This window comes from Blautia sp. An81 (genome assembly GCF_002161285.1).
Taxonomy (GTDB): domain Bacteria; phylum Bacillota; class Clostridia; order Lachnospirales; family Lachnospiraceae; genus Blautia; species Blautia ornithocaccae.
This window is the reverse complement of record NZ_NFHH01000002.1, coordinates 230,406-250,845: the sequence shown is the minus strand read 5'-3', so window position 1 is coordinate 250,845 and position 20,440 is coordinate 230,406. Positions and strand designations below refer to the sequence as shown.

Annotated in this window: 25 protein-coding genes; all 25 read right to left on the bottom strand. The window is 42.6% G+C overall.

What is annotated here, in order from left to right; translation table 11 throughout:
* Positions 1-109: 109 nt before the first annotated feature.
* Positions 110-1,321 (bottom strand): replication initiation factor domain-containing protein, encoded by a 1,212-nt coding sequence (locus tag B5G33_RS03190; RefSeq protein WP_087255194.1) that lies wholly within the window; start codon positions 1,319-1,321, stop codon positions 110-112.
* A gap of 343 nt (positions 1,322-1,664) precedes the next feature.
* Positions 1,665-1,865: a helix-turn-helix domain-containing protein gene (locus tag B5G33_RS03185; protein WP_435753512.1), complete on the bottom strand. Its 201-nt coding sequence runs from the start codon at positions 1,863-1,865 to the stop codon at positions 1,665-1,667.
* A gap of 39 nt (positions 1,866-1,904) precedes the next feature.
* Positions 1,905-2,273: a sigma-70 family RNA polymerase sigma factor gene (locus tag B5G33_RS03180; RefSeq protein WP_242974478.1), complete on the bottom strand. Its 369-nt coding sequence runs from the start codon at positions 2,271-2,273 to the stop codon at positions 1,905-1,907.
* A gap of 102 nt (positions 2,274-2,375) precedes the next feature.
* Complete coding sequence (locus B5G33_RS03175; protein ID WP_087416708.1) at positions 2,376-3,257, bottom strand: SPL family radical SAM protein; 882 nt, start codon at positions 3,255-3,257, stop codon at positions 2,376-2,378.
* Between the two features lie 11 nt (positions 3,258-3,268).
* Complete coding sequence (locus B5G33_RS03170) at positions 3,269-4,018, bottom strand: GNAT family N-acetyltransferase (RefSeq protein WP_087416707.1); 750 nt, start codon at positions 4,016-4,018, stop codon at positions 3,269-3,271.
* Between the two features lie 63 nt (positions 4,019-4,081).
* Complete coding sequence (locus tag B5G33_RS03165) at positions 4,082-4,978, bottom strand: helix-turn-helix transcriptional regulator (RefSeq protein WP_204247330.1); 897 nt, start codon at positions 4,976-4,978, stop codon at positions 4,082-4,084.
* Between the two features lie 180 nt (positions 4,979-5,158).
* Positions 5,159-5,296 (bottom strand): helix-turn-helix transcriptional regulator, encoded by a 138-nt coding sequence (locus B5G33_RS03160; protein WP_087416705.1) that lies wholly within the window; start codon positions 5,294-5,296, stop codon positions 5,159-5,161.
* Positions 5,297-5,502: 206 nt separating this feature from the next.
* Entirely contained in the window at positions 5,503-6,432 is a 930-nt protein-coding gene (locus tag B5G33_RS03155) for a M23 family metallopeptidase (RefSeq protein WP_242974476.1), read from the bottom strand.
* Between the two features lie 65 nt (positions 6,433-6,497).
* Positions 6,498-7,868 (bottom strand): sensor histidine kinase, encoded by a 1,371-nt coding sequence (locus B5G33_RS03150; RefSeq protein WP_204247329.1) that lies wholly within the window; start codon positions 7,866-7,868, stop codon positions 6,498-6,500.
* Positions 7,849-8,526 (bottom strand): response regulator transcription factor, encoded by a 678-nt coding sequence (locus tag B5G33_RS03145; RefSeq protein ID WP_087416703.1) that lies wholly within the window; start codon positions 8,524-8,526, stop codon positions 7,849-7,851. The genes B5G33_RS03150 and B5G33_RS03145 overlap by 20 nt, the downstream gene beginning before the upstream one ends.
* Positions 8,527-8,655: 129 nt before the next feature.
* Positions 8,656-9,066 carry a winged helix-turn-helix domain-containing protein gene (locus B5G33_RS03140; protein ID WP_087416702.1) on the bottom strand — a complete coding sequence of 137 codons (411 nt, stop codon included), beginning with the start codon at positions 9,064-9,066 and terminating at the stop codon, positions 8,656-8,658.
* 33 nt (positions 9,067-9,099) lie between these two features.
* Positions 9,100-11,433 (bottom strand): ABC transporter permease, encoded by a 2,334-nt coding sequence (locus B5G33_RS03135; protein ID WP_087416701.1) that lies wholly within the window; start codon positions 11,431-11,433, stop codon positions 9,100-9,102.
* The gene (locus tag B5G33_RS03130) at positions 11,430-12,113 is read right to left on the bottom strand and encodes an ABC transporter ATP-binding protein (RefSeq protein ID WP_072853001.1); all 684 of its coding nucleotides are present in this window, start codon (positions 12,111-12,113) and stop codon (positions 11,430-11,432) included. The genes B5G33_RS03135 and B5G33_RS03130 overlap by 4 nt, the downstream gene beginning before the upstream one ends.
* 62 nt (positions 12,114-12,175) lie before the next feature.
* A complete protein-coding gene (locus B5G33_RS03125; RefSeq protein WP_087416700.1) occupies positions 12,176-13,411 on the bottom strand; it encodes a sensor histidine kinase in 1,236 nt (411 codons plus the stop codon).
* A 10-nt stretch (positions 13,412-13,421) separates the two neighbouring features.
* Positions 13,422-14,105 (bottom strand): response regulator transcription factor, encoded by a 684-nt coding sequence (locus tag B5G33_RS03120; protein ID WP_087416699.1) that lies wholly within the window; start codon positions 14,103-14,105, stop codon positions 13,422-13,424.
* A gap of 262 nt (positions 14,106-14,367) precedes the next feature.
* Complete coding sequence (locus B5G33_RS03115) at positions 14,368-14,778, bottom strand: winged helix-turn-helix domain-containing protein (RefSeq protein WP_087416698.1); 411 nt, start codon at positions 14,776-14,778, stop codon at positions 14,368-14,370.
* A complete protein-coding gene (locus tag B5G33_RS03110; protein ID WP_087416697.1) occupies positions 14,771-15,292 on the bottom strand; it encodes a hypothetical protein in 522 nt (173 codons plus the stop codon). Before B5G33_RS03110 ends, B5G33_RS03115 begins: the two co-directional genes overlap by 8 nt.
* Positions 15,293-15,314: 22 nt before the next feature.
* Positions 15,315-15,950: an ABC transporter ATP-binding protein gene (locus B5G33_RS03105; protein WP_087416696.1), complete on the bottom strand. Its 636-nt coding sequence runs from the start codon at positions 15,948-15,950 to the stop codon at positions 15,315-15,317.
* 29 nt (positions 15,951-15,979) lie between these two features.
* Positions 15,980-16,156, bottom strand: coding sequence for a hypothetical protein (locus B5G33_RS21025; RefSeq protein ID WP_242974474.1), 177 nt, complete (start codon positions 16,154-16,156; stop codon positions 15,980-15,982).
* A gap of 332 nt (positions 16,157-16,488) precedes the next feature.
* On the bottom strand, positions 16,489-16,650 hold the full coding sequence (locus B5G33_RS21310) for a hypothetical protein (RefSeq protein WP_158229575.1): 162 nt from the start codon (positions 16,648-16,650) through the stop codon (positions 16,489-16,491).
* An 18-nt stretch (positions 16,651-16,668) separates the two neighbouring features.
* Positions 16,669-17,304, bottom strand: coding sequence for a hypothetical protein (locus tag B5G33_RS03100; RefSeq protein ID WP_087416695.1), 636 nt, complete (start codon positions 17,302-17,304; stop codon positions 16,669-16,671).
* On the bottom strand, positions 17,301-18,062 hold the full coding sequence (locus B5G33_RS03095; protein WP_087416694.1) for a hypothetical protein: 762 nt from the start codon (positions 18,060-18,062) through the stop codon (positions 17,301-17,303). The genes B5G33_RS03100 and B5G33_RS03095 overlap by 4 nt, the downstream gene beginning before the upstream one ends.
* Positions 18,055-18,933, bottom strand: coding sequence for an ABC transporter ATP-binding protein (locus B5G33_RS03090; protein WP_158229574.1), 879 nt, complete (start codon positions 18,931-18,933; stop codon positions 18,055-18,057). The genes B5G33_RS03095 and B5G33_RS03090 overlap by 8 nt, the downstream gene beginning before the upstream one ends.
* A 52-nt stretch (positions 18,934-18,985) precedes the next feature.
* Entirely contained in the window at positions 18,986-19,951 is a 966-nt protein-coding gene (locus tag B5G33_RS03085) for a M56 family metallopeptidase (protein WP_087416692.1), read from the bottom strand.
* On the bottom strand, positions 19,935-20,324 hold the full coding sequence (locus B5G33_RS03080) for a BlaI/MecI/CopY family transcriptional regulator (RefSeq protein WP_087416691.1): 390 nt from the start codon (positions 20,322-20,324) through the stop codon (positions 19,935-19,937). Before B5G33_RS03080 ends, B5G33_RS03085 begins: the two co-directional genes overlap by 17 nt.
* Between the last annotated feature and the right edge of the window lie 116 nt (positions 20,325-20,440).

Below are 20,440 nucleotides of genomic sequence, written 5' to 3'. Positions count from 1 at the left end.
CTTTTCACTTCCTATCGGTACAGCAACTATCCGTCTGCTAACCTCATAATCGTTAATTTTCTTCTTTCACCTCATATCTGTACGGAAGAAGCGGTTTTGTTGCGTGAAATCAAAAAATACCGTCATTTTCTGATGAAACGGCGGTATCTATCCTGTCCTCTGGCTTTGATTTTTCCAGTAGTAACAAATGTTTATGTTTTTCCTTTAGTACCGTATTATCCAGCATATCACGGAGTATGGTGGTATTATTCTGTTTGTCCAGTTCTTCCACCATTTTCAGTGTCGGAGCGACTTGTCTGTGTAGCCAATTCAACGCCTTTTGCAGAGTGAACGGCTCTGGCTGTGTAGTCAGCCTTATTTTTTCCCTATGCTCCCCAATGAACCACGCCCAGTCAGCATTTAATTTCCACTTGCTCTTAGGCTTGCCGTTCTCACGGTCAACAAAGCGGACATAATGATTGATGATAGAAAAGGCGGTGCGCTCCACATCATAATAGGTCAGCATATCCGCAACGGCATGATAGGCTCGTTCATTCTTCAGACGTATCTCGAAACGGTTCTTGATTTCTGTCGTTTCCATGTCTGTACCGTTCTTGTGGTACTGTTCATGGTCTTTTTCATATAGACAGAAATACAGTTCGCTTTTTGTAGACCCGATATAGAGGGTATTTCCTGTGCTCTCTGGAATATCATCACCATTTTTCTGTGTGCCTTTGTAGCCTTTCTCCCCACGGAAACGGGAAACAGCTTCGCCACGTTCCCATTTTTCAATCAGTTTTGGTATATTTAAGATACCCACACGGTCATTGACCGCAAGGTCAAGACGCTTCACCACACCGCCGGCAGTCAGACAGTCCAGCATAAAATCATACCAGCTTCGCTCCTGCGCCAGCAGATAGCTTTCCATTTGACGACAGCCTTTTCCTTTCATTTCCATAAGAACACCCAACACTTCATTGTGGGAAACCATGACCTGAATATCACCCAAGAGATAACTTTCCTCATAGCCGTATTTCCCATAGTCCTCATGGAGAAAATATTTCTCTTTAAGGTGCATAACACTCTGTATTACTGTCAATGCGTCCGTAGTAGGGAAACGCACTCTGAAATAATCAATGAGCAGGAACAGCGGTTCTTCTGGATTGAAGCGTTCTATCTGTTTCTTTAGTTCCTCTTTTAAGGCTTCTGTGAGCTGTGTCTTGCCGTTTTCAATGCGGTTATAGTATTCACGGCTGATACTGCAGGCAACCGCCAGCCTTGACTGTGATACGCCATAGCGTTCACGCTTTTCTTTCAGTTCCTGTATAAAATCATTATTCATAAATCACTCGTCCTTTCGTTTCGTTGCATGAAAAAAGGACAGTCAATATGAAATCAACTGTCCTCAGATATGCAGTATTCCATTTATATGGTAAAGCAGGCGCATTTTAAATCACACTTTGGAAATGCTGTTACAGCGCATAAACAAAGGATTTTTACGCCTTGCGGAATATAGTTTCCAGTTACTTGTGCCCCCCTTGTTAGATAACGGGGGCTTTATGGCTCGCTAACGCTCGCCTCACCGTCAGAGTGAACCAGCCGTTTGCCAGCAAAGCTGGCATGGCTTGATGTCTTACGACCGCCACCACGTCTGGATCACTCCGGCGGTGTAGCCTTTTATAAAACTATTTTATCTTGATTTCAAACTTCAAGATTGCCTTTAGCATGGCGGTGTGAATATCTCCTTTCCATTCTTCGTCTACCCTCATGCTGACCTTTCCACTATCGTGATAAAACGGACGCAGACAGAGCTTTGATATATAACCGTCATAAAAATCTAGAATTTCTTGAATTGCCGTTTTATCACCATTGGACGCTCTGCAAATCAGTTCAAAAGACGGATAACCATAATCTTTTGACGTTGCTCAGCTCCTTTCTTTCATAAGTTTTTCCAGTTTTCTCAAACCACAATTTCGTGTATATCCTACCGCAGAACGGGATATATGATACAACTCGGATATTTCTCTATCGCTCATATCTCTGAAATAGTAGAGAAGAATAAACGCTCTCTGCCTTTCTGATAATCCACTTAAGGCTGTACTGATTTTTTCATCAGTAACACGGAAAATAAAATGCTGTACACGAAATACCGTCATATTGCAAGAATAGGTATCAAGTGTACCTTGCTCATACAATGGTGATGTGCTTATTTCAGAAAACAAAATTTCATGTTTTGAATATCTGGCTAGCTGTTTCCGTTTCTGTTTCAATGTACCTTTTATTGTTCTCATCATCAAAGCATTGAATTGTAATCTAACCACCTTTTTGAAAGAGGATGACGTCATAGTATTACCAACTCTCTGAAAATAATTTACTATTTTTATCGAATGGATTTGTTAAAGAAATTCATCAAATAAGCTCAACTGAATATTTTTATTTTTTTCTTCAAATTTACTTAAATATTCAAAGATAATTTTGTTATCATGTACTATCCCGTTATCTTCACATAATTGATGAAAAAGTTTCATCAATGGTTCATTATTTGGACTGTTTATCTGATACTGCATACCATAAGTTTGTACATATTTATCTTTCAAATACGGAAATAATCTGTCTAACTGACTATAAAAATATTCTCTATTTCCCTCACGAAGCGTTAGTCCCATTCCAAAGCAGATAACACCATAAACTTTTGCTTCAATACAATAATTTAAAATCCCTTTAATATTTTCTTCCGTATCATTGATAAAAGGAAGAATAGGGCAAAGCCAGACAACTGTGGGAATACCAGCATCATGTAGTTTTTTTAGAGCTTCAACTCTTTCTTTTGTTGTGCTGACATTTGGTTCAATTTTTTTGCATAAATCCTCATCATAAGTCGTTAATGTCATTTGTACTATACATTTTGTTTTGCCATTGATAGCCTTTAATAAATCTAAATCCTTTAATACACGATTAGATTTTGTTATCAGAGTAAAACCAAAACCGTACTTATATGCTAACGCTAATGCTTTTCTGACACTACTAAATTCATCTTCAAGAAGGATATAAGGGTCTGTCATAGAACCCGTACTCAGCATACATTTTAATCGTTTCCTTTTTAAAGCATTTTCTAAAAGGACAATAGCATTTTCTTTGACTTCAACATCTTCAAAAGCATGTTCCATGTGGTAACATTTGCTTCTTGAGTCACAATATATACAGCCGTGAGTACAACCTCGATATAGGTTCATTCCATTTGATGAAGATAAAATCCCTTTCACCTTTTTTAAGTGCATAAACTATACCTTTATAATTGAAATTTCTTTTTCAAAAAAGTTTCATTCAAAAGATGATTAGTCACAAAATCACCATTATAAAATACCGCCCAATTATTGAAAATGCAAGGAACATTTTTAGCTTTTTCTAAAGTATCTACAGCAATTAGATTTAATGGTATATTATTTTTATTACAGTATTCCTGTACTTGTTCAATGCACTTAGGAATATATGGACACTGTAATCCATAATAGATTGTCAGCTCCTTTTGGTCTATTGTCATTTTTTTTGCGTTTTCAGAAAAACAAGGCTTATTCCCATCAAAAGACAATGATAATAACTCATAATCATTCCCAGCCGTATCTGCCACTTCAAAACCATATTTCAGAAAAAACTTCTTATCAGATAAAAAAGGCTTTTTCTTTTTTGAGCTGAGAACGCATACACCTGATTTCCCAGTTTCCTTTGCGTCATGAATACAATATTCAAGTAAAGATTTTGCATATCCTTTTCCCTTAAAAGAGCCAGATACCCAAAGGCAGTAAATATACAGATAGTTTTCTCCAGAAACAGGAACCCATGCTGTTTCTATCGGAGCATATTCAATAAATACTTTTCCTTTTTTATCAAGTTTACGGAAAACATGACCTTCTTCAATTCGTTCCTTAAGCCATTGTTTTTTTACTGATACTCCAACTTGATGTTTTTTATCCGAAATTGCACAACATATATGTTCTGTGTCCAGATTATCCAGCGTTAAGTTCATAAATGTTTCATTCATAAATAGTTCACCCCTTAATACTTTTTCATCTGTATTATATCACAATAACCTTGACAACATATGTCATGGTTTATTTTGTTCGCATATTTTTTTTGCTTCATTGTAGACAATTTTTTTTAAATACTTTGGTTCTATGATACAAACCTTTGAACCAAAAGAAAGCAGATAACCAATCAGCCATTCATCTATAGGCATTGTAGCGGAAATTATAAAATCACCATTATCGTCTTGATTGATTTCATCAACTTCAAATTCATCATAAATCCGATAAGCCATTTCTTGAGGAAAACGCAGTATAACATTTTCACAATTTGCTTTCATTTCCTTTTTTTCTTCCTGTGGAAAATCCATAGGATTAAAAATTTTTTCCATATTCCTTGCTTGTATAATACGTGTCAATTTAAAGATACGGAAATCGGACTTATTCATACAAAAGGCTTTTATATACCAGCTTTTCGCTTTATACACCATTTTGAGTGGACAGATAACTCTTTCAATCACTTCTCCACGAGTATTCACATAAACAATACAAAGCATTTTGCGTGATATGATTGCTTCCTTTACCTTTTGAAACATAGCATTATCTTGCGATTTATTCCCCCAGCGTGAAAAATCAACCTCAAGCCAGTTTTCACTTTTTGTATTAAAAATCGCTGATAGTTTTGACAATGTATCACTGTTATGATTATCCACAATAGATACACTTTTTAATGCCGTTATTATATCTTCTTTTTCTTTATCAGATAAAAGCAACCTATCTAAAACAAAACTATCTGCTATCTGTATGCCACCGTTTCTTCCCGTTGTCACATATATAGGCACACCCGCACTACTAATAATATCAATATCCCTATAAATTGTTCTTACTGATACTTCTAATTTTTCTGCCAACTCTGGAGCGGTAGATTTTCCGTTTTCCATTAAATGATAAATAATTCTAAATAATCTACTCTCTTTCATATAGGCACTCACTCCCTTGTTTCTCATGTTATCATATAAACATGACATTTATATGTCAAGATTTACGGTAATTTTAGAGGCTTATTGTATTTCTAAATCCAATAAGCCTCTATTCATAGGTTTGTTTTTTCCTAATTTGAATATCAATAGTTTAGCAAGCAGGTATTTCATGGATTGTTTCTAATATCCTTTTGTTTGGGAAACTCCTGCTTCCCATTTGGAAATGGTCTGCCTCGAAACTTGGAGTTCCATACCTAACTGTTCTTGAGACAGCCCCTTCTTCTTTCTGATAGATAAAAGTTTTTCATTGAATTTCATTTCTTCAAAAATCCTCCTTGTGTTCGGTGTCCAAATTATATATTGAGAAGCTGTATAAGGGCAAGCAATAACTGTTGGCAATTTGTCAACTGCGCTTACCATAAGGTTTTATCTGATTGTAAACCCATTAAAGCACCCAACACATCCAGATGTAAACCGTCGGTTTGTTGTAACCAAACTATCATAACAACTGAAAAACTGACATTCTATTTATTTTGATTTTCCACAATATCTCCTCTGCTAATATGAGGACTATTATGAGATATGCTGTGATTTCTAATTTTCTCAAACCATATCGGTAGACTGGCTGATAAAAGAAAACTTTTCCCTTGCTGTACTTGGAAATGTATATGTGGTTCACTTGTATTTCCGCTATTACCGCAACGAGCTATCTGCTGTCCTCGATAAACTTTATCTCCTACTTTCACACAAAAGCTGTCCTTTTTTATATGAGCTATGGTGCTGTATTCATGCTCTGAATGTTGAATGATTATATAATTCCCCCGCACATCAGAAGCATGGCAGTCAACCTCCTCTTTCTCAGGAATTGGTGTATCTTCAAAAAGATTTTTTATTTCTATGACAATGCCATCCGCAGCTGCTAAGACAGTTTTCCCGTAACAAAAATAATCTGTCACATTTTTCCCATTGCCTGAAAAGGTTGAACCATTCTTTTGGATATAGAAGTCATAAGCATACCTCTGATTGCAAATACTCCATGAATGTGAGGTTTCTTTATTATTCCCGCCATTAGCGACAGTCCAACATTCTAAAAAGGGAAGACTATAATGAACCTCCGGCATATAAGTATCTACATTAGGTAATCGAAACATATTTCGTATATAAATGAACGGTATTCCAATCAGCATACCTAAGTTCTGTAATAAAAATTTTAATTCATTTATCGTTTCATCTGTACTTTCTGTTCGTAAAACAATAATCAATGACAAAATAAAATCTATTATTGCAAGCAGAAAAAATAAATAGAATAATTTCAGAATTGGAATATCAAAAACACTTCCGGCAATACCAATCAAGCCTAACCAATATAGTTTTTTTATGATTTTAACGACAGTTTCTATGCCAATCTTATTTTTTTGCATATAAAATCCCTTAACAATTTTCAGAATAATCAAGAGTTTCTTTTATTTGCTGCACACTTCAGCTACTGATTTTCTTGATTATATCATGACCGGTCATACTATAACAATCTGAAAAGCGCTGTAAACCGCACGCCATTTTCCGTGTTCTCCATACTATAGGAAATCCCGTGGTGGTCCAGGATCGTTTTTGTGATATACAGCCCCAGACCGCTTCCCCCGCTGTTCCGGTTCCGGGATTTGTCCACCCGGTAGAATGGTGTAAAGAGCTGCTCTAAATCCTCCTGTTCAATGTGTATCCCGCTGTTCTCCACAGACAGAACGCCATCCTGCAAGGTCACAGTGACTACGGCTCCACGGGGCGAATAGGCAACCGCATTATCCAGCACATTGGCGAACACCTTTTCCATAAGCCGTGCGTCTCCCTCATAATGAAAATCCGGCTGGATATCCTGGCGCAGCTCCATTTCCTTATCCTCTATCCGTCCCATGACTTTGCGACAGGCTTTCTGCAGCATCCGGCTGATATCCAGGTCCGTGCGTTCCAACTTGAAATCGCTGCCGCCCATCCTGGCTGCGGATAGGATGTCTTTAACGATCCGCTCCATGTCATTGACGGTTTTCATACAGTGCCGCAGGTAAGTGTCCCGGTCTTTGTATTCCCCAACCTGGTAGATCATTCCCTCCAGTTCCCCCTTGATAATGGCTATGGGCGTCTTCAGTTCATGGGAAACAGCGGTAAAGAAGTCAATCCTCTGTTTTTCCTGTTCACGCTCCCGTTCAATATCTTTCTGCAGCTGCTCGTTTGCGTCCTGAAGGCTGACAAGTGCATTGTTCAGGCGCTCCGACATCTCATTTAAGCTATCCGCAAGCACGCCGATCTCATCCCTTTGCTTTACCTCACACTTCCAGGTCATATCCAGGCTAGTCATGCGCTTTGCCACACTGCAGATATGGATCAGCGGCCTGGAGAAATACCTGGAGCAGACCAGCGCCGCAAGAACAGAAATCAGCAGGATCACCACCGCAATCAGCGGGATGAGTTTTAAAAGGATTTCATAGGACTGAGATACCGCAACCAGGGAAATTTCCGCAGAAACCTGATATGTCTGCCATCCTTCCTGAAAAGTGGCAGAACAGCTCATGGTTCTGTCTGCTTCTTCCAAATTTTCCGGATCTGCATAATTTACAGAGAACACATCGTTTCCATCTGTGTCGGTGATCCGCACCGTGGCATTATTTTTCATAGAAAATGCCAGAATCTCCTCTGAGCCTGCCTCCCAGCCGCTCCGTTCCAGTGTCTCTATCAGTCTGTAAAAGTCGGAAGTCGCCTGGCTTTCCAGTTCCGTCTGATAATTTTTCGGCAGGAAGACCATAACCATAGCATAAATGATGATACAGCAGGCCAGCAGCAATGCCAGCATACTCAGAAAGGTCTTCGCCTGGATACTTTCACTGATTTTCTTTTTCAATTCTATATCCCACTCCTCTGATAGTTTCAATATAATCCACGCCCAGTTTCTTACGGATATTTTTGATATGCGTATTCACGATCTTCTGATCGCCATAATACTCATATCCCCATACGCTGTCCAGAAGGCTCTCCCTGGAAAACACTTTTCCCGGATTTTCCAAAAGCAGCTTCAGGATCTCAAACTCCCGGCTGGTGAGGGATACCTCATCCGTTCCTACCAGCACCTCATAATTTTCCCCATCCAGTGTGATCTCTTTATACCGGATCACAGAAGGTTCCTCCTCGGTTCCCTGTTCCGTCCGACGCAGCACCGCCTCAATCCTGCGCAGTACAAGAGGCATGGAAAAGGGCTTGATAATATAGTCATCCGCCAGGACATCAAAGCCCTTCATCTGGCTGGCGTCATCATCCCGTGCCGTCAACATGATGATCGGCGTCCGGCTTTCTTTCCGCAGGATCTCGCAGACTGCAAACCCGTCAATCTTCGGCAGCATCAGGTCCAGCAGCACCAGGTCCGGATTGCATCTCCGGAATGTCTCAATCCCTTCCAGACCGTCACCGGCGCCATATACCGTATATCCTGCATCCTCCAGGAACGCCCGGACAATGTTCTGGATGGAAATTTCATCTTCTATAATCAAAATCGTCTTTGCCATAACAGCACCTCCGCTATTTGGACAACAGTGTATCATACAAAGATGGAGTTTTGGTGGAGTTCCCCGATTTTTCATACGGATTTTAAACTTTTCATAGTTTTCTATTTTCTACGGAAAAATCCCAGGAGATTACTCCCCTGGGACATCTACAAACTTGTATCCGACTCCCCACACAGTCTGGATATATTCTTTTGTTGTTACCTCCCGCAGCTTCTGGCGGATATTCTTGATGATACAGAACACCGCACTGCTTACATCCACCGGCTCCTCTTTCCAGACTGCCTGATATATCTGTTCTTTTGTGTAGACTCTTCCTGGCTGACTGGCGAGATAAACAAACGTCTGAAATTCATACGTTTCCGTCAGAGGAAGCACCTTTCCTTGGTAGGAAACCTGATGTTGGATCGGATCAATGCAGAGACCGGAATATTGAAATACATTCTCTTTTTCTGGCATTCCAGCAGCGAATTTTGCCAGAATCTTCTCTGTCACTTTTCCAGATGAGGCAGTAGTGCGGAGGATGATTTCGATTTGATCCATTTCTTATTACCTTTTTCTTGCCATACCATTATGCTACTGTTGAAGCTTAATTGTGTCCACGATTGCCATTCTGCTGATTTGACGGATGGGGCGTCTAATCGCAATCGCCGCAGACGCAAGGCAGAGAAACACGATCAAAAGAAGGGAACCCACAGGGATTTGCCATGCAGTTCCCCATTTATCTGCAATCAAAAACTGGAACATCAGCCTGTTCAGCGGCAGCCCCAGGACGCATCCGACAATACAGCCAAGTATCGCATAGGTAAAGGCTTCCGCCGCAATCATCTTGTAAAGCTGATTTGCCCCCATTCCGATAGAACGCATAATGCCGTACTGCCTTGTTCTGGACGCTACACTGGCGTTCATGCTGTTAAAAATGTTAAACACCGTGATAAGTGCAATAATGATGAGGAAACCATAAATAAACACCGCGCCTGTATAGTAGGAGCTTTGGGACTCGGAATTGGTAATTCTCTTGTCTGAAACAGTGCTGTCGGATGGGATCATGCTCCGTATTGTGGAAACAGTATCATCCCCGCCAGCAGAAGAAAATTGAACATCAATCGTCGTATAGCCCAAATCACCAACCAAAGCGGTAAATGTCTGTTCCGAGCAGATCATATATCCGCTGCTGCCTGCACCGTTCACCGCACTGGCCGTGGATGTTGCCAGTATTCCGGCAATCGTTACCTGCTTATCGCCAGAAGTTGTATGAAGGACTATGCTATCTCCAACATTCCAGTTTGCACCATCTTGATAAGTGACCAGAACACGATCTGTATTTTCAATAGCAGGCGTGATACTGCCCTCATTCAATTCTTCTTTCGCCCACCCGAATTGGTTATCATCGTAGGAAATGAGCGTGATGGTTCCTTCTCCCACATCAGAGGAAACAGAAAGGCCAGCCATTTCCATACGGCCAAAAACTTTGTCAACACCTTCCGTTTCGCTGATTTGTTCCACCAGCGACTTGTCCAGAGGCGTATTTCCCATTGTAACAGATACATCCGCTGCCGATGGAGAGAGTGCAGGCATTCCCTGATTGAGAAAGACTACCATTACCTGAAACGACAGGAACATCATAATACTGATAGCAAACGAGCAGGTCATAAGGAATACATTCTTTTTGCCGGACAGTGCATGGAAAATTCCCATGCTGGTTTCAATGTGGAACAGCTTTGTATTTGCAGCCCTCTTATTCTGCGTAAGCTGTGAACTGCCGCTGATTGCAGTTACTGGAGATACTTTAGAAGCCTTTTTTGCCGGGGACAGGGATGCCAGCAGTACAATCAGAAAACCGATCACCGCGCCAGCAATCAGACCGCTTACACTGAACTGAAAAAGCGGTATTTCTGAAAAGCGTTCCCCGCTGATGGATTTCAGCAAGAGGCAGGCACACCATGTAATGATCTGTCCGGCAACCAGCCCAATCGGTACGCCTTTTATACTTTGGCGCAGCCCTTGAAGAATGACGAAGTGCTTTACCTGTGCTTTGGATGCCCCCAAGCACCGCAAAAGTCCATAGAACTGAACCCGTTCCAGAACATTTGTGTTAAAGCTGGCAGCAATCATTACTGCACCGGCAATCAGCACCAAAAGGACAAGAAAGCCTGCGACGATGTATAGGGACTGCATTGTGCTGTTCTTGCTTTGTCCCATCAATCCGAGGAGCGCCGTATTCTCGCTTACCTGACTGTCTGAAAGGCCATATTGTGCTTTTATTTCATTCATGGCCTTTTGAATGTTTACGCCATCTTTGAACTGGACGCGGAAAGTGGTTCCGCTTTGGGCATTTTCATCCGCAATCTGGCGAAAACCGTCCTCGGTCAATACCATGCCATATACATCCGCTTTAAGCAGACTTCCCATATCGGCAAGGACGCCGGTAATGCGGTATTCCCGGGTGGAACCATCCGGCACTGTAACGGTCACGGTGTCGCTAACTGCAAGGCCCAACTGTTCCAAAGCCGATTGATTCAATAATGCTTCATCGGGCTGGGTGGGATATGAGCCACTTTCCATATCCATTTCTGTCAAAGTGGAAAAGGTGTCCTCATTCGCGCCTGCAAAACTGACCGCTTTGGAGCCAATACTGCCGGCACTTCCCTGATAGACCCATCCGCAGAGGGAAACATCTACCCGCGCCTTTACGAGTTCTGCCGTCTGTTCATCAATGTCGGTCAAGCTGATATGGTATTCACCATTCGTCTTGATAAAATAATTTTTCTGTGCGCGCAGCGCCATATCTGCCATGCTGAAAATAGCAGTTACCAGCAGCACAGAAAGGACAATGCAGAGAACCGAAATTCGATTGTTCCTGCGGTGTACCTTTTCATATTGCGGCACCAATCCAAGATAGCTTTTCAACGCGACGACACCCCCAAATCCTTCAGCACGCCATCGCTCATACGGAACACACGGTCTGCCGCACTGGCGTGGTTTTTGTTGTGGGTAATCATCAAAATGGTCTGTTGATACCTGTCCGACATGGTTTGCAGCAAAGCCAGAACTTCCTGACTGTTTTTACTGTCCAGATTTCCGGTCGGTTCATCTGCCATAATCAGGGCGGGGCGAGTAACCAATGCCCGGCCAATCGCCACGCGCTGCTGCTGGCCGCCGGAAAGCTGGCTGGGAAGGTGTTTCCGGCGTTCACTCAACCCAAGCACCTGCAACAATTCATTGACGAACTTTTGATTTGGCTTTTTATAGTCAAGCAGCAGCGGAAATGTGATGTTCTGTTCCACATTCAGCTCCGGGATCAGATTGAATGACTGGAAAATAAATCCGATATGCTGCCGCCGGAACACAGTTAATTTCTTCTCCGGCATAGAAAAAATGTCCTGTCCATCAATCCACACCTTGCCGGAAGTGGCGCTGTCCAAAGCGCCAACCACATTCAGCAAGGTACTTTTGCCGGAACCCGACTCACCAATGATGGCGATAAACTCGCCTTTACGGACAGAAAATGATACATGGTTCAAAGCGTGAACTTCTGTTTCGCCTGTGCCATAGGTTTTGCACAGGTCTTGTACTTCAAGAATATTCATATTCAAGACCTCCTTACAGACACATCATACCCCCTATGACTTACTTCCAAGTGACATCTATCTTACTCATCTGTAAGGTTGAAAAAATTCAATGTAAACGTGGTTCCTGCGCCTAAACTGCTGGTTACAGAAATGGTTCCGCCGTGAGCTTCTACAATAGATTTAGCCAGCGGCAGCCCCAAACCAATGCCATGAACATCCGATGAAAAACGACTGCGGTAAAACCGTTTGAAAATGTTATACAGATCTTCCGGGTGTATTCCTTTTCCATCATCGGAAATTTCAATCTGTGTCATTAAAGGGGACTGGCTCCATTTTACTCCGATATGGCCGCCGTTCTCTGTATGCTCCAAGGCGTTTTTTACAATATTGCCAATGGCTTCCGATACCCATAGGGCGTCGCATGATAAAACAACATCTTCTTTACCGGAAAGCGTAATTGTTTTATGCTCCCGTTCCGCCCAGGTTTCAAAGCGTTCCAAAACATCCTGCATGAGAACGGAAAGATTTTCCGGGGTCTTTTCCATCTGGATAATTCCTGCGTCCAGCCGCGCCAGTTTCAGCAAGGTGTAAATCACATCTTCCATCCGTTTGATCTCTCTTTGAGATTTTTCGGTGAAGCTGCTCACGGTTGTGGCATCATCTTTATGGCTCTCTATAATCTCATGGTACATTTTCAGGGCAGACAGCGGTGTTTTAATCTGATGTGATACATCCGAAATAATGTCCTGCAAAAATTCTTTGGTCTGCCGCTGGTTCTCGGCATGAGCAGAGAGGATCGTCGCCATTTCATTGATGGCATGAAAAAGGCTGTACCAGTCACCAGCCTGTGAACATTCGATGCGGGATGTGGTATTGCCATCCAGAAATTGGCGGATGGTATTTTCGGCGTTACTGAACGCCTTGTGCTGGCGGCGAAGATAGAGAAACAGCGATAAGTAGATTGCCCCAAACAGGAAAACCAACAGCAGAAATACAGAAAACATTGTCTGATTTCGGTATATCTGGACAGCAGGCAGAAAACGCATGGAAGTCGTTTCATCATACCCAATAGAAGCTAAAGCCGCCCTGCCGCGTTCTATGTCATTCTCGTTTGGCTGCGAAGTAAAAGCGGAGATTGACAGCTCTTTTTCATTGTTTAACAAATGGCCTGCAACACCATAATCATGGAGCAATAATTCCTGCTGAAAATTTTTTGCCAGAAGTGTGGCAATCCCCCCAGCCAGAAGAAAGGAGATGAGGCAGACAGCGGTAATGGCGATTAACAGTGTCTTTGTTTCTTTCCCTAATTTGCCCATAAATCCTTCCTCACTCAACAACCCACTTATATCCAATTCCACGTTCGGTCAGCAGATATTTGGGCGCATTTGGCGTATCTTCAATTTTGTTTCGTAACCGCCGGATATAAACGGATAAAGTATTATCGTCTACAAAATTCCCATTGCCATCCCACATACGGTCTAAAATCATTTCCCGTGGCATGAGATGATTTGGATTTTGCATGAACAGGCACAGAAGTTTGTATTCTACCAGAGGCAGGTCAACCGGCTCGCCGTTTTTCCAGACAAGCCTTTCAGTGGTATCTACACGAATACCATTTGCCTCCAAGATTGCCTCTGCTTTTGAAAATTGCAGAGAGCGCCGAAGAAGTGCTTTAATTCTGGAAAGCAGCTCATTGAGCTTAAAGGGCTTTGTGATATAATCGTCGCCGCCCATGTCAAGGCCCTTCACAATGCTGATCTCCTGATCGGACGCAGTTAAAAATATAATCGGGATCGTTGAACTGCTCCGTACCTCTTTACAGACATCAAATCCTGTGCCATCCGGCAAAGTGACATCCAATAGCAGCAAATCGTAATGATTGCTCCGAAACAGTGACAGAGCTTCTTTGACGGTTCTCGCATTGTCTACGGCATATCCGCTACTCTCCAAAGTATATTGCAAGCCATCAATCAGGCTTAAGTCATCTTCTACATATAGAATTTTTTCCATTGAACAGCCTCCCTCGTTTTTATTATATTTTACATATTATATCACAAATCATTATTTGCTTTCCTTACTGATTTGTAAGATTAAATTCGCCAATGTTCTATATATTGTTTTTATACGTTTATCGAATACTATATATTGTTCTGCTATAATTTTGTATTTGAATTTCGCGTCATCCCGAAATGGGTGTCTGAGCCATTCACCCAAGGTACATGCTGATAACTTAGAATATGAGCATACCTTCATACTGAATAATCCCAGGGGCTCACTCCCCTGGGACATCCACAAATTTGTATCCGACTCCCCACACGGTCTGGATATATTCTTTCTTTGTAACCTTTCTCAGCTTCTGGCGGATATTTCCAATGACACAGAATACTGCGCTGTTTACATCCACCGGCTCCTCTTTCCAGACTGCCTGATAGATCTGTTCTTTCGTATAGACTCTGCCCGGCTGACTGGCAAGGTACGCCAGGGTGTGAAATTCGTAATTCTCTGTCAGAGAAATTTCCTGCCCCTGATAAGATGCCTGGTGGCGAAGTGAGTCAATACAGAGTCCGGAATATTCAAGGATCGGATCAGCATCCGGCAATGCCTGACCTCCATCCAGCCTTGCCAGGATCTGTTCCTTCACCAGACCGGAACTTTCTGTCGTGCGAAGTACCAGTTCAATCATGCCTGTTTCGTACCGCCTTTCCCGCTACCTGAAATGTTACGGATATCAGTTCCTTTTTCCCGCTTCTGGAGATCTTCACGTCATACCCGATGGAGTCCAGATAAGCCACCGCCAGTTTCCGACACTCTAAGGCAGCCTGTGCCAGTTCTTTCGCCTGCAGGCCATCTTCCTGATCTGCAGTCTCCGCAATACAGGTAAGGCAGTTTTCTCTGCCGGATAAAGTGACCTTCATCCGGCCCCGGTTCCAGATCAGGGTATAGAAAAGGGAACACACTGCTGCGGGCATCTGTGCCGTGCATAAAATATCCCTGTCATCCCACACTTCCTTCAGATCCATTTTTACTGCAATGTGTTCTGTTCGCAGCTTCTGTTCCAGTTCCTCATAGATTTCCAGGCAAACCAGCAGCGTATTCTTCCGGAAAAAGTGTGTTTCCCACTGATAAAAGGGCGTCTTATTCAGTACCAGCCAGTTCTGAAAATAGTATGGAAGAGCCGACATTCTTTCTTTATCCATGCTTCATCCCCCGCAATCCGCTTCACTTATTTCCCATACGCAGTTCTCCACGTTTCAGACGGAATACCACATCCGCCTCTTTTGCAAGTGCCTCTGAATGGGTAACGACTACCACGCATTTGTTCATCTTGTGGGCGCTTTCCTTCAGAATTTCCGTAATGCCCCGTGCCGTATCCTCATCCAAATTTCCGGTAGGCTCATCGGCAAGAATGACCGGCGCCTCACTGGCCAGAGCCCGTGCGATAGCCACACGTTGTTGCTGACCGCCGGAGAGCTTCAGTACGTTGCGCTTTGCCTCTTCTTTTGTCAGGCCCAGGCGCTCCAGGATGGGAAGCGGCGGCAGCTTGGAGGTGAGCGCTACATTTTCCTTTGGATTCAAATAGTCAATCAGGTTGTATGCCTGGAAAATGAAAGACACATGATTCTTCCGGTGGTCGGAAAGCCCTGTCTTCGCAATATCCTGATCCTCGAATAAGATCTGCCCGCTGGTCGGGCTGTCCAGACCGCCGATCAGGGACAAAAGCGTAGTCTTCCCACAGCCGGACGGGCCAAGGATTGCATAGAGCTTTCCCTGCTCCATCTGGACATTTATACCACGCAATACTTTTCTTCGGTTGTCATAGGTATACCCTACGTTTTTTACTTCCATGATGCTCATACTGTTTACCTCGTTTCTTTTCTATTTCTTTACTCCATCTGTGACAAAATGGCCTTCGGTTTCATCCGCATGACCGGGATACACGACACCAGTACCGCTATGATAAGCAAGCCCGCTCCGGCAACTCCAACCAGAACAAAATGGTGGGGCGTAACAATGACGTTCTCAGCCGCCTTTCCAAACAGTGTGCCTAAAGTTCCCGCCATTTCCCGGCTTATTCTGCGCGTATTCACTTTTCTTATTGAACATACTTGTCCTCCATTTCAATTCAGGGGTTGACGGGTGAATTGAAATGGGGACGGTGGAGAACGACACCCCACGGAAAACCGCAGGATGCGACAAAAAACGCCTTTCTGGTCATACGCCAGCCAGACGCTATCTGGTGTGTTTTGCTGCTTACCTACATGGTATAGTTCATCTTCTTGGGTATAAGTCCCCGTTGCCGGGGATGAGCTTTTTTTGGCAGGTAAATTCCTGCCGGATTATGTCGAAGCTGTTCTCGCTTCACGGCGACTCCCTCCTAAAGCCGCCGTAATCTTTAGCGTATGGTCGTCATTCCTTCGAAGGGTACAAAAGAGCGGCGGCCCTGAATTTCTTCAAAGCCGCCGCAGTACTCTGAAAATCCATTATGAGCGCACAAAGTTACCTGCCCTGCAACGGTTTTTTTCTTTTCCCGTCTGGCGGGGCAGATTAAATACATATTTATTTTGCTTGCGCCTCAATCAACCCTTTTGCATTTCCAGTAAATAACACACCATAAAGATAGACCTGCCAAAGTAACAATTCCTTTGTTCCATAGCCAAATATTATTTTGATCTCCGGCAAATCGGATAAACAAGTAGACATATTCTACCCCCGGAAACCTTAACAGGCTTCGCGTCAATAAGATTATCAGCCATATAACCCCACAAACTAATGTTGCAGTATGTTCTTGCCTACATATAATCCCTAACAAGGCACACAACGACGATAAAAAGAATGTTGGTGGAAAATACAGCACGATCAATTCCCATATTGGCATTTCGTATCGCATAATTGACGCGCCTGCCATGCTAAAAGCCGCGAATAAACTGGATATTGCAAAAGCGATTATGTAACGTAACAATACCCATTTGAAAAGAGATTTGCTTTGTGCGGCAATTATATCAAAATTACTGTCTGCTCTTGTCTTTCCCCATTCACCAACAACGATTGTTACAAAAAACGGAAATATCACTTCAAAGCTGACCGGGTAAAAATCAAGCAGATCTCCGGCTATGATGGAAAGAACAATCATAGCAACCGTAAAGGCCGCTGATACGATAAAGAAATTTATCCCGAAAATTTTTACTTCGCTTTCAATTCGCGCTTTCATTCTGACCTCCAAAACTTGTGTTTCAAAAACAGCAGGCTGCCAAACACAAGACTGCTTCCTACAAGGAAAAATCCATTTGCAATAACGTTTCCCATATCAACAAACGGCCACCTCGGATGCACCCATATCAAACGAACCAAATCACCGGAAGTAATCAAGTAAAATGGCATTGCCTCTGCCGAGCCTACATAGGTGGCATTAAACCCAAACAATATTGCGGCCAGAATATAGAATAAGCGAATGTCAATCATCCCCGGTAAGGCAATCGAGCAAAAGCTGACAAATAAACTCGTTGGAACTAAAGAAACAAAGATTGCTTTTACCAACGGGACAATACATTCAATCAAGGAAATTCTAAACGGAGCAGCAATAAAATAGATCGTCGTGTTAAGCAAAAGAAAAATACACTGTATTGTGAAAACATATAGAAAGCCACTCAACAGCTTTCCCAACACATATTGCCATTTTCGTAAGGCCGATGACATCAGCAAAGATTTCATTCCTGTCTTAGTATCTATCGGAATACGTCCTGCTAATAAAAACATCAGACCGAACAATAAAACAAGGCTGTCGAGGCTCACGATCCGATAAACAAAATATGCTGGCTCATTCAAAAACTCCAACCGGGCTAAATTCCCGGCAGAGGGGAAATTGTCAAGTAAAGAAAGTGCCGTCGCTACAAGAAGTACACCCCATGTAACCAGACGCTTGAACTGCATTTTATATTCATAATGGAGAACAGAAAACATTTTACGCATGGGCTTTCCCTCCCATACAATACACATAAGCATCTTCTAAAGTCGCCGTGACAGGTGTGGCCTGTAAGAAAAGTCCGCTTTCGTCCATAATTCGCGCAGTCAATCCGTGGCTCTCGTATGTTGTCGATAATACTACAGATTTCTTTTGAAGCTCGATAAGCTGGTTTTCATTTTCTAAATGTAGGATTTTCACCTTATCCTTTACCCGTTCCAATAGGGCGGCAGATGTACCAGCATAAAATAGATGCCCTTTCCGCAGAACAGCAAGTTCTTCGCATAGCTGGTGAATATCTTCGACAATATGTGTAGAAAGCAAAACGGTGCGGCCCTCTCTTGCATATCTTGATAATAGGCCGCGGAACCTCACCCGTTCTTCTGGATCAAGACCGGCTGTCGGTTCGTCAACAACAAGAATTTGAGGATTGCCAATTAGCGCCTGTGCGATGCCAACCCTCCGTTTCATACCGCCGGAAAGCTGCCCTATTTTGCGCTCGGAAAATTCCAACATTTCCACTTGCTCCAACACGTTGCTGACAGCCTTTTTGTTATGAATGCCTTTGAGTTCTGCCATATAATTTACAAAGTCAAATACGGAGAGCGCAGGGTACATGGCAAGTTCCTGTGGTAAATACCCTACCCTTGCTCTGACCTCATTTCCCTGTTTCACGGTATCAAAACCGCAAATGCGGATTGTGCCTGCTGATGGGGTTAATACCGTAACCAATGCCTTCATCAGCGTAGTTTTTCCGGCACCATTGTGTCCCAACAGGCCAAAAACACCGCTGCCAACATGAAAGCTGACATCATCAAGAGCGGTCACGCCGTTCTTGTATTTTTTAGTAATGTGACTAATCTCAATGTTTGTATTCATACGTTCCTCCATTTAACTACATTCGTAGATTTATAGGTTTTAATGATGCGGGTTACTCATTGTAACCCGCACCATATTCTGTACCAGTATGATAGGCCGGATAAGGATAGAAATGTTCTCTGCTGAATTGTATGGAAAAAGCAACCGTAAGTATCAGAGAAACGGCCAGCATAACCGTTATCATCCTGTCCCTGATCTTTGATGTTCTTGTGGTGATCCGTTTAATTCTGCGTTTTGTCAACACAAAACTGAGTGCGCCAATCCCTTTACCGGGTTTTGTAGCTTGAACCGTAGACAGTTCCAGCAGCCGGATAATGGCCGCAGCATATTCTGTTTCTGTGACTTTTCCTTGCGAAAATTTTAAGGCATTGCAATCGCAATCCGTTTCACAATGTAGTGAAAAATCTCCTTTAGCAATCCACGCAAAAGGGTTGAGCCAGTTTAATATGCAAACATAATCATAGATACGCTCCAAAAGAATATGTTTCCGCTTAATATGGGTCAACTCATGGATAAAAACAGCGGATAGTTCGCCATCGGTCAGCTTCTCTATAACTGTTTTGCTCATAATAATTGCTGGGCGGATTGCGCCGGTAACGCAAATGGGGTTATCCAAAGTCCCCCAATATAGTGCAGGCACTTTTTTTAAGCCGACAATTTCCGCACATTGTAAGCAAAGAGCATTTAGACGCTCGGTGCTACATATCTGGTATTCTTTCAATGCACGCTTTGCCATTATAGAGCGTATCGTATCATAGACGAAAAGAATACCACACCCACACACCCATACCCAACAGGCAATATAAAATCCATTTAACCATTCCTGTGTTTCTGGTGATATGAGAAATACATCCGGTGAAAGAAATGGAACGCAAAAAAGGATCATACCGCAAAGCGGAAACCATAGAGGCAGCGTACAACGCAGGATGTGATTGATAAAAAGAGATAAAACACAAAATATACCGCCAATAGCAGATACAAAAATAATCGCATTGAAAATGTTACCGAGCATCTGCATTTGTTTTCTCCTGTTGGTCGATCAAACTCTTTAGCTCATTCAATTCCTCAGGTGAAAGATTGCCGCTTTTGACAAATCCCATTACCATCTTAGACAGGGAACCATCATATACGCGGCTTAGAAAGCTGCGGCTTTCCGCAAGCTGGCAATCACTTTCTGATACTGCTGGATAATATAAATATCCCTTTCCTTGACGTTTTGTAGTTAATGCTCCTTTTTTTACCAAACGGGCAAGATATGTTTGAATAGTCGTCTTGCTCCAACCTGTTTCTTTTAGCCTATCTAATATTTCGGGAAGTGTTTGTGGAGAATTACTCCAAACAATCTTCATTACTCGCCACTCTGACTCTGAAATAGAAAGTTGCTGCTCCATAAGGTGCCTCCTTTGATTGATGCTGTGTAGTTTATTCTATTATAACATTGGAACTACATGGTGTCAATCATTGCAATGGGGGCTTTCTTAAAATTTACAATAAGCAGGGGCTGTAA

Bases quoted from the DNA above. Each gene is read 5' to 3' on its own strand.
- B5G33_RS03190 (WP_087255194.1), bottom strand. From the start codon at position 1,321: ATGAATAATGATTTTATACAGGAACTGAAAGAAAAGCGTGAACGCTAT.
- B5G33_RS03180 (WP_242974478.1), bottom strand. From the start codon at position 2,273: ATGATGAGAACAATAAAAGGTACATTGAAACAGAAACGGAAACAGCTA.
- B5G33_RS03175 (WP_087416708.1), bottom strand. From the start codon at position 3,257: ATGCACTTAAAAAAGGTGAAAGGGATTTTATCTTCATCAAATGGAATG.
- B5G33_RS03170 (WP_087416707.1), bottom strand. From the start codon at position 4,018: ATGAATGAAACATTTATGAACTTAACGCTGGATAATCTGGACACAGAA.
- B5G33_RS03165 (WP_204247330.1), bottom strand. From the start codon at position 4,978: ATGAAAGAGAGTAGATTATTTAGAATTATTTATCATTTAATGGAAAAC.
- B5G33_RS03160 (WP_087416705.1), bottom strand. From the start codon at position 5,296: ATGAAATTCAATGAAAAACTTTTATCTATCAGAAAGAAGAAGGGGCTG.
- B5G33_RS03145 (WP_087416703.1), bottom strand. From the start codon at position 8,526: ATGGCAAAGACGATTTTGATTATAGAAGATGAAATTTCCATCCAGAAC.
- B5G33_RS03140 (WP_087416702.1), bottom strand. From the start codon at position 9,066: ATGGATCAAATCGAAATCATCCTCCGCACTACTGCCTCATCTGGAAAA.
- B5G33_RS03130 (WP_072853001.1), bottom strand. From the start codon at position 12,113: ATGAATATTCTTGAAGTACAAGACCTGTGCAAAACCTATGGCACAGGC.
- B5G33_RS03125 (WP_087416700.1), bottom strand. From the start codon at position 13,411: ATGGGCAAATTAGGGAAAGAAACAAAGACACTGTTAATCGCCATTACC.
- B5G33_RS03120 (WP_087416699.1), bottom strand. From the start codon at position 14,105: ATGGAAAAAATTCTATATGTAGAAGATGACTTAAGCCTGATTGATGGC.
- B5G33_RS03115 (WP_087416698.1), bottom strand. From the start codon at position 14,778: ATGATTGAACTGGTACTTCGCACGACAGAAAGTTCCGGTCTGGTGAAG.
- B5G33_RS03110 (WP_087416697.1), bottom strand. From the start codon at position 15,292: ATGGATAAAGAAAGAATGTCGGCTCTTCCATACTATTTTCAGAACTGG.
- B5G33_RS03105 (WP_087416696.1), bottom strand. From the start codon at position 15,950: ATGAGCATCATGGAAGTAAAAAACGTAGGGTATACCTATGACAACCGA.
- B5G33_RS21025 (WP_242974474.1), bottom strand. From the start codon at position 16,156: ATGGCGGGAACTTTAGGCACACTGTTTGGAAAGGCGGCTGAGAACGTC.
- B5G33_RS21310 (WP_158229575.1), bottom strand. From the start codon at position 16,650: ATGTATTTAATCTGCCCCGCCAGACGGGAAAAGAAAAAAACCGTTGCA.
- B5G33_RS03100 (WP_087416695.1), bottom strand. From the start codon at position 17,304: ATGAAAGCGCGAATTGAAAGCGAAGTAAAAATTTTCGGGATAAATTTC.
- B5G33_RS03095 (WP_087416694.1), bottom strand. From the start codon at position 18,062: ATGCGTAAAATGTTTTCTGTTCTCCATTATGAATATAAAATGCAGTTC.
- B5G33_RS03090 (WP_158229574.1), bottom strand. From the start codon at position 18,933: ATGAATACAAACATTGAGATTAGTCACATTACTAAAAAATACAAGAAC.
- B5G33_RS03085 (WP_087416692.1), bottom strand. From the start codon at position 19,951: ATGCAGATGCTCGGTAACATTTTCAATGCGATTATTTTTGTATCTGCT.
- B5G33_RS03080 (WP_087416691.1), bottom strand. From the start codon at position 20,324: ATGGAGCAGCAACTTTCTATTTCAGAGTCAGAGTGGCGAGTAATGAAG.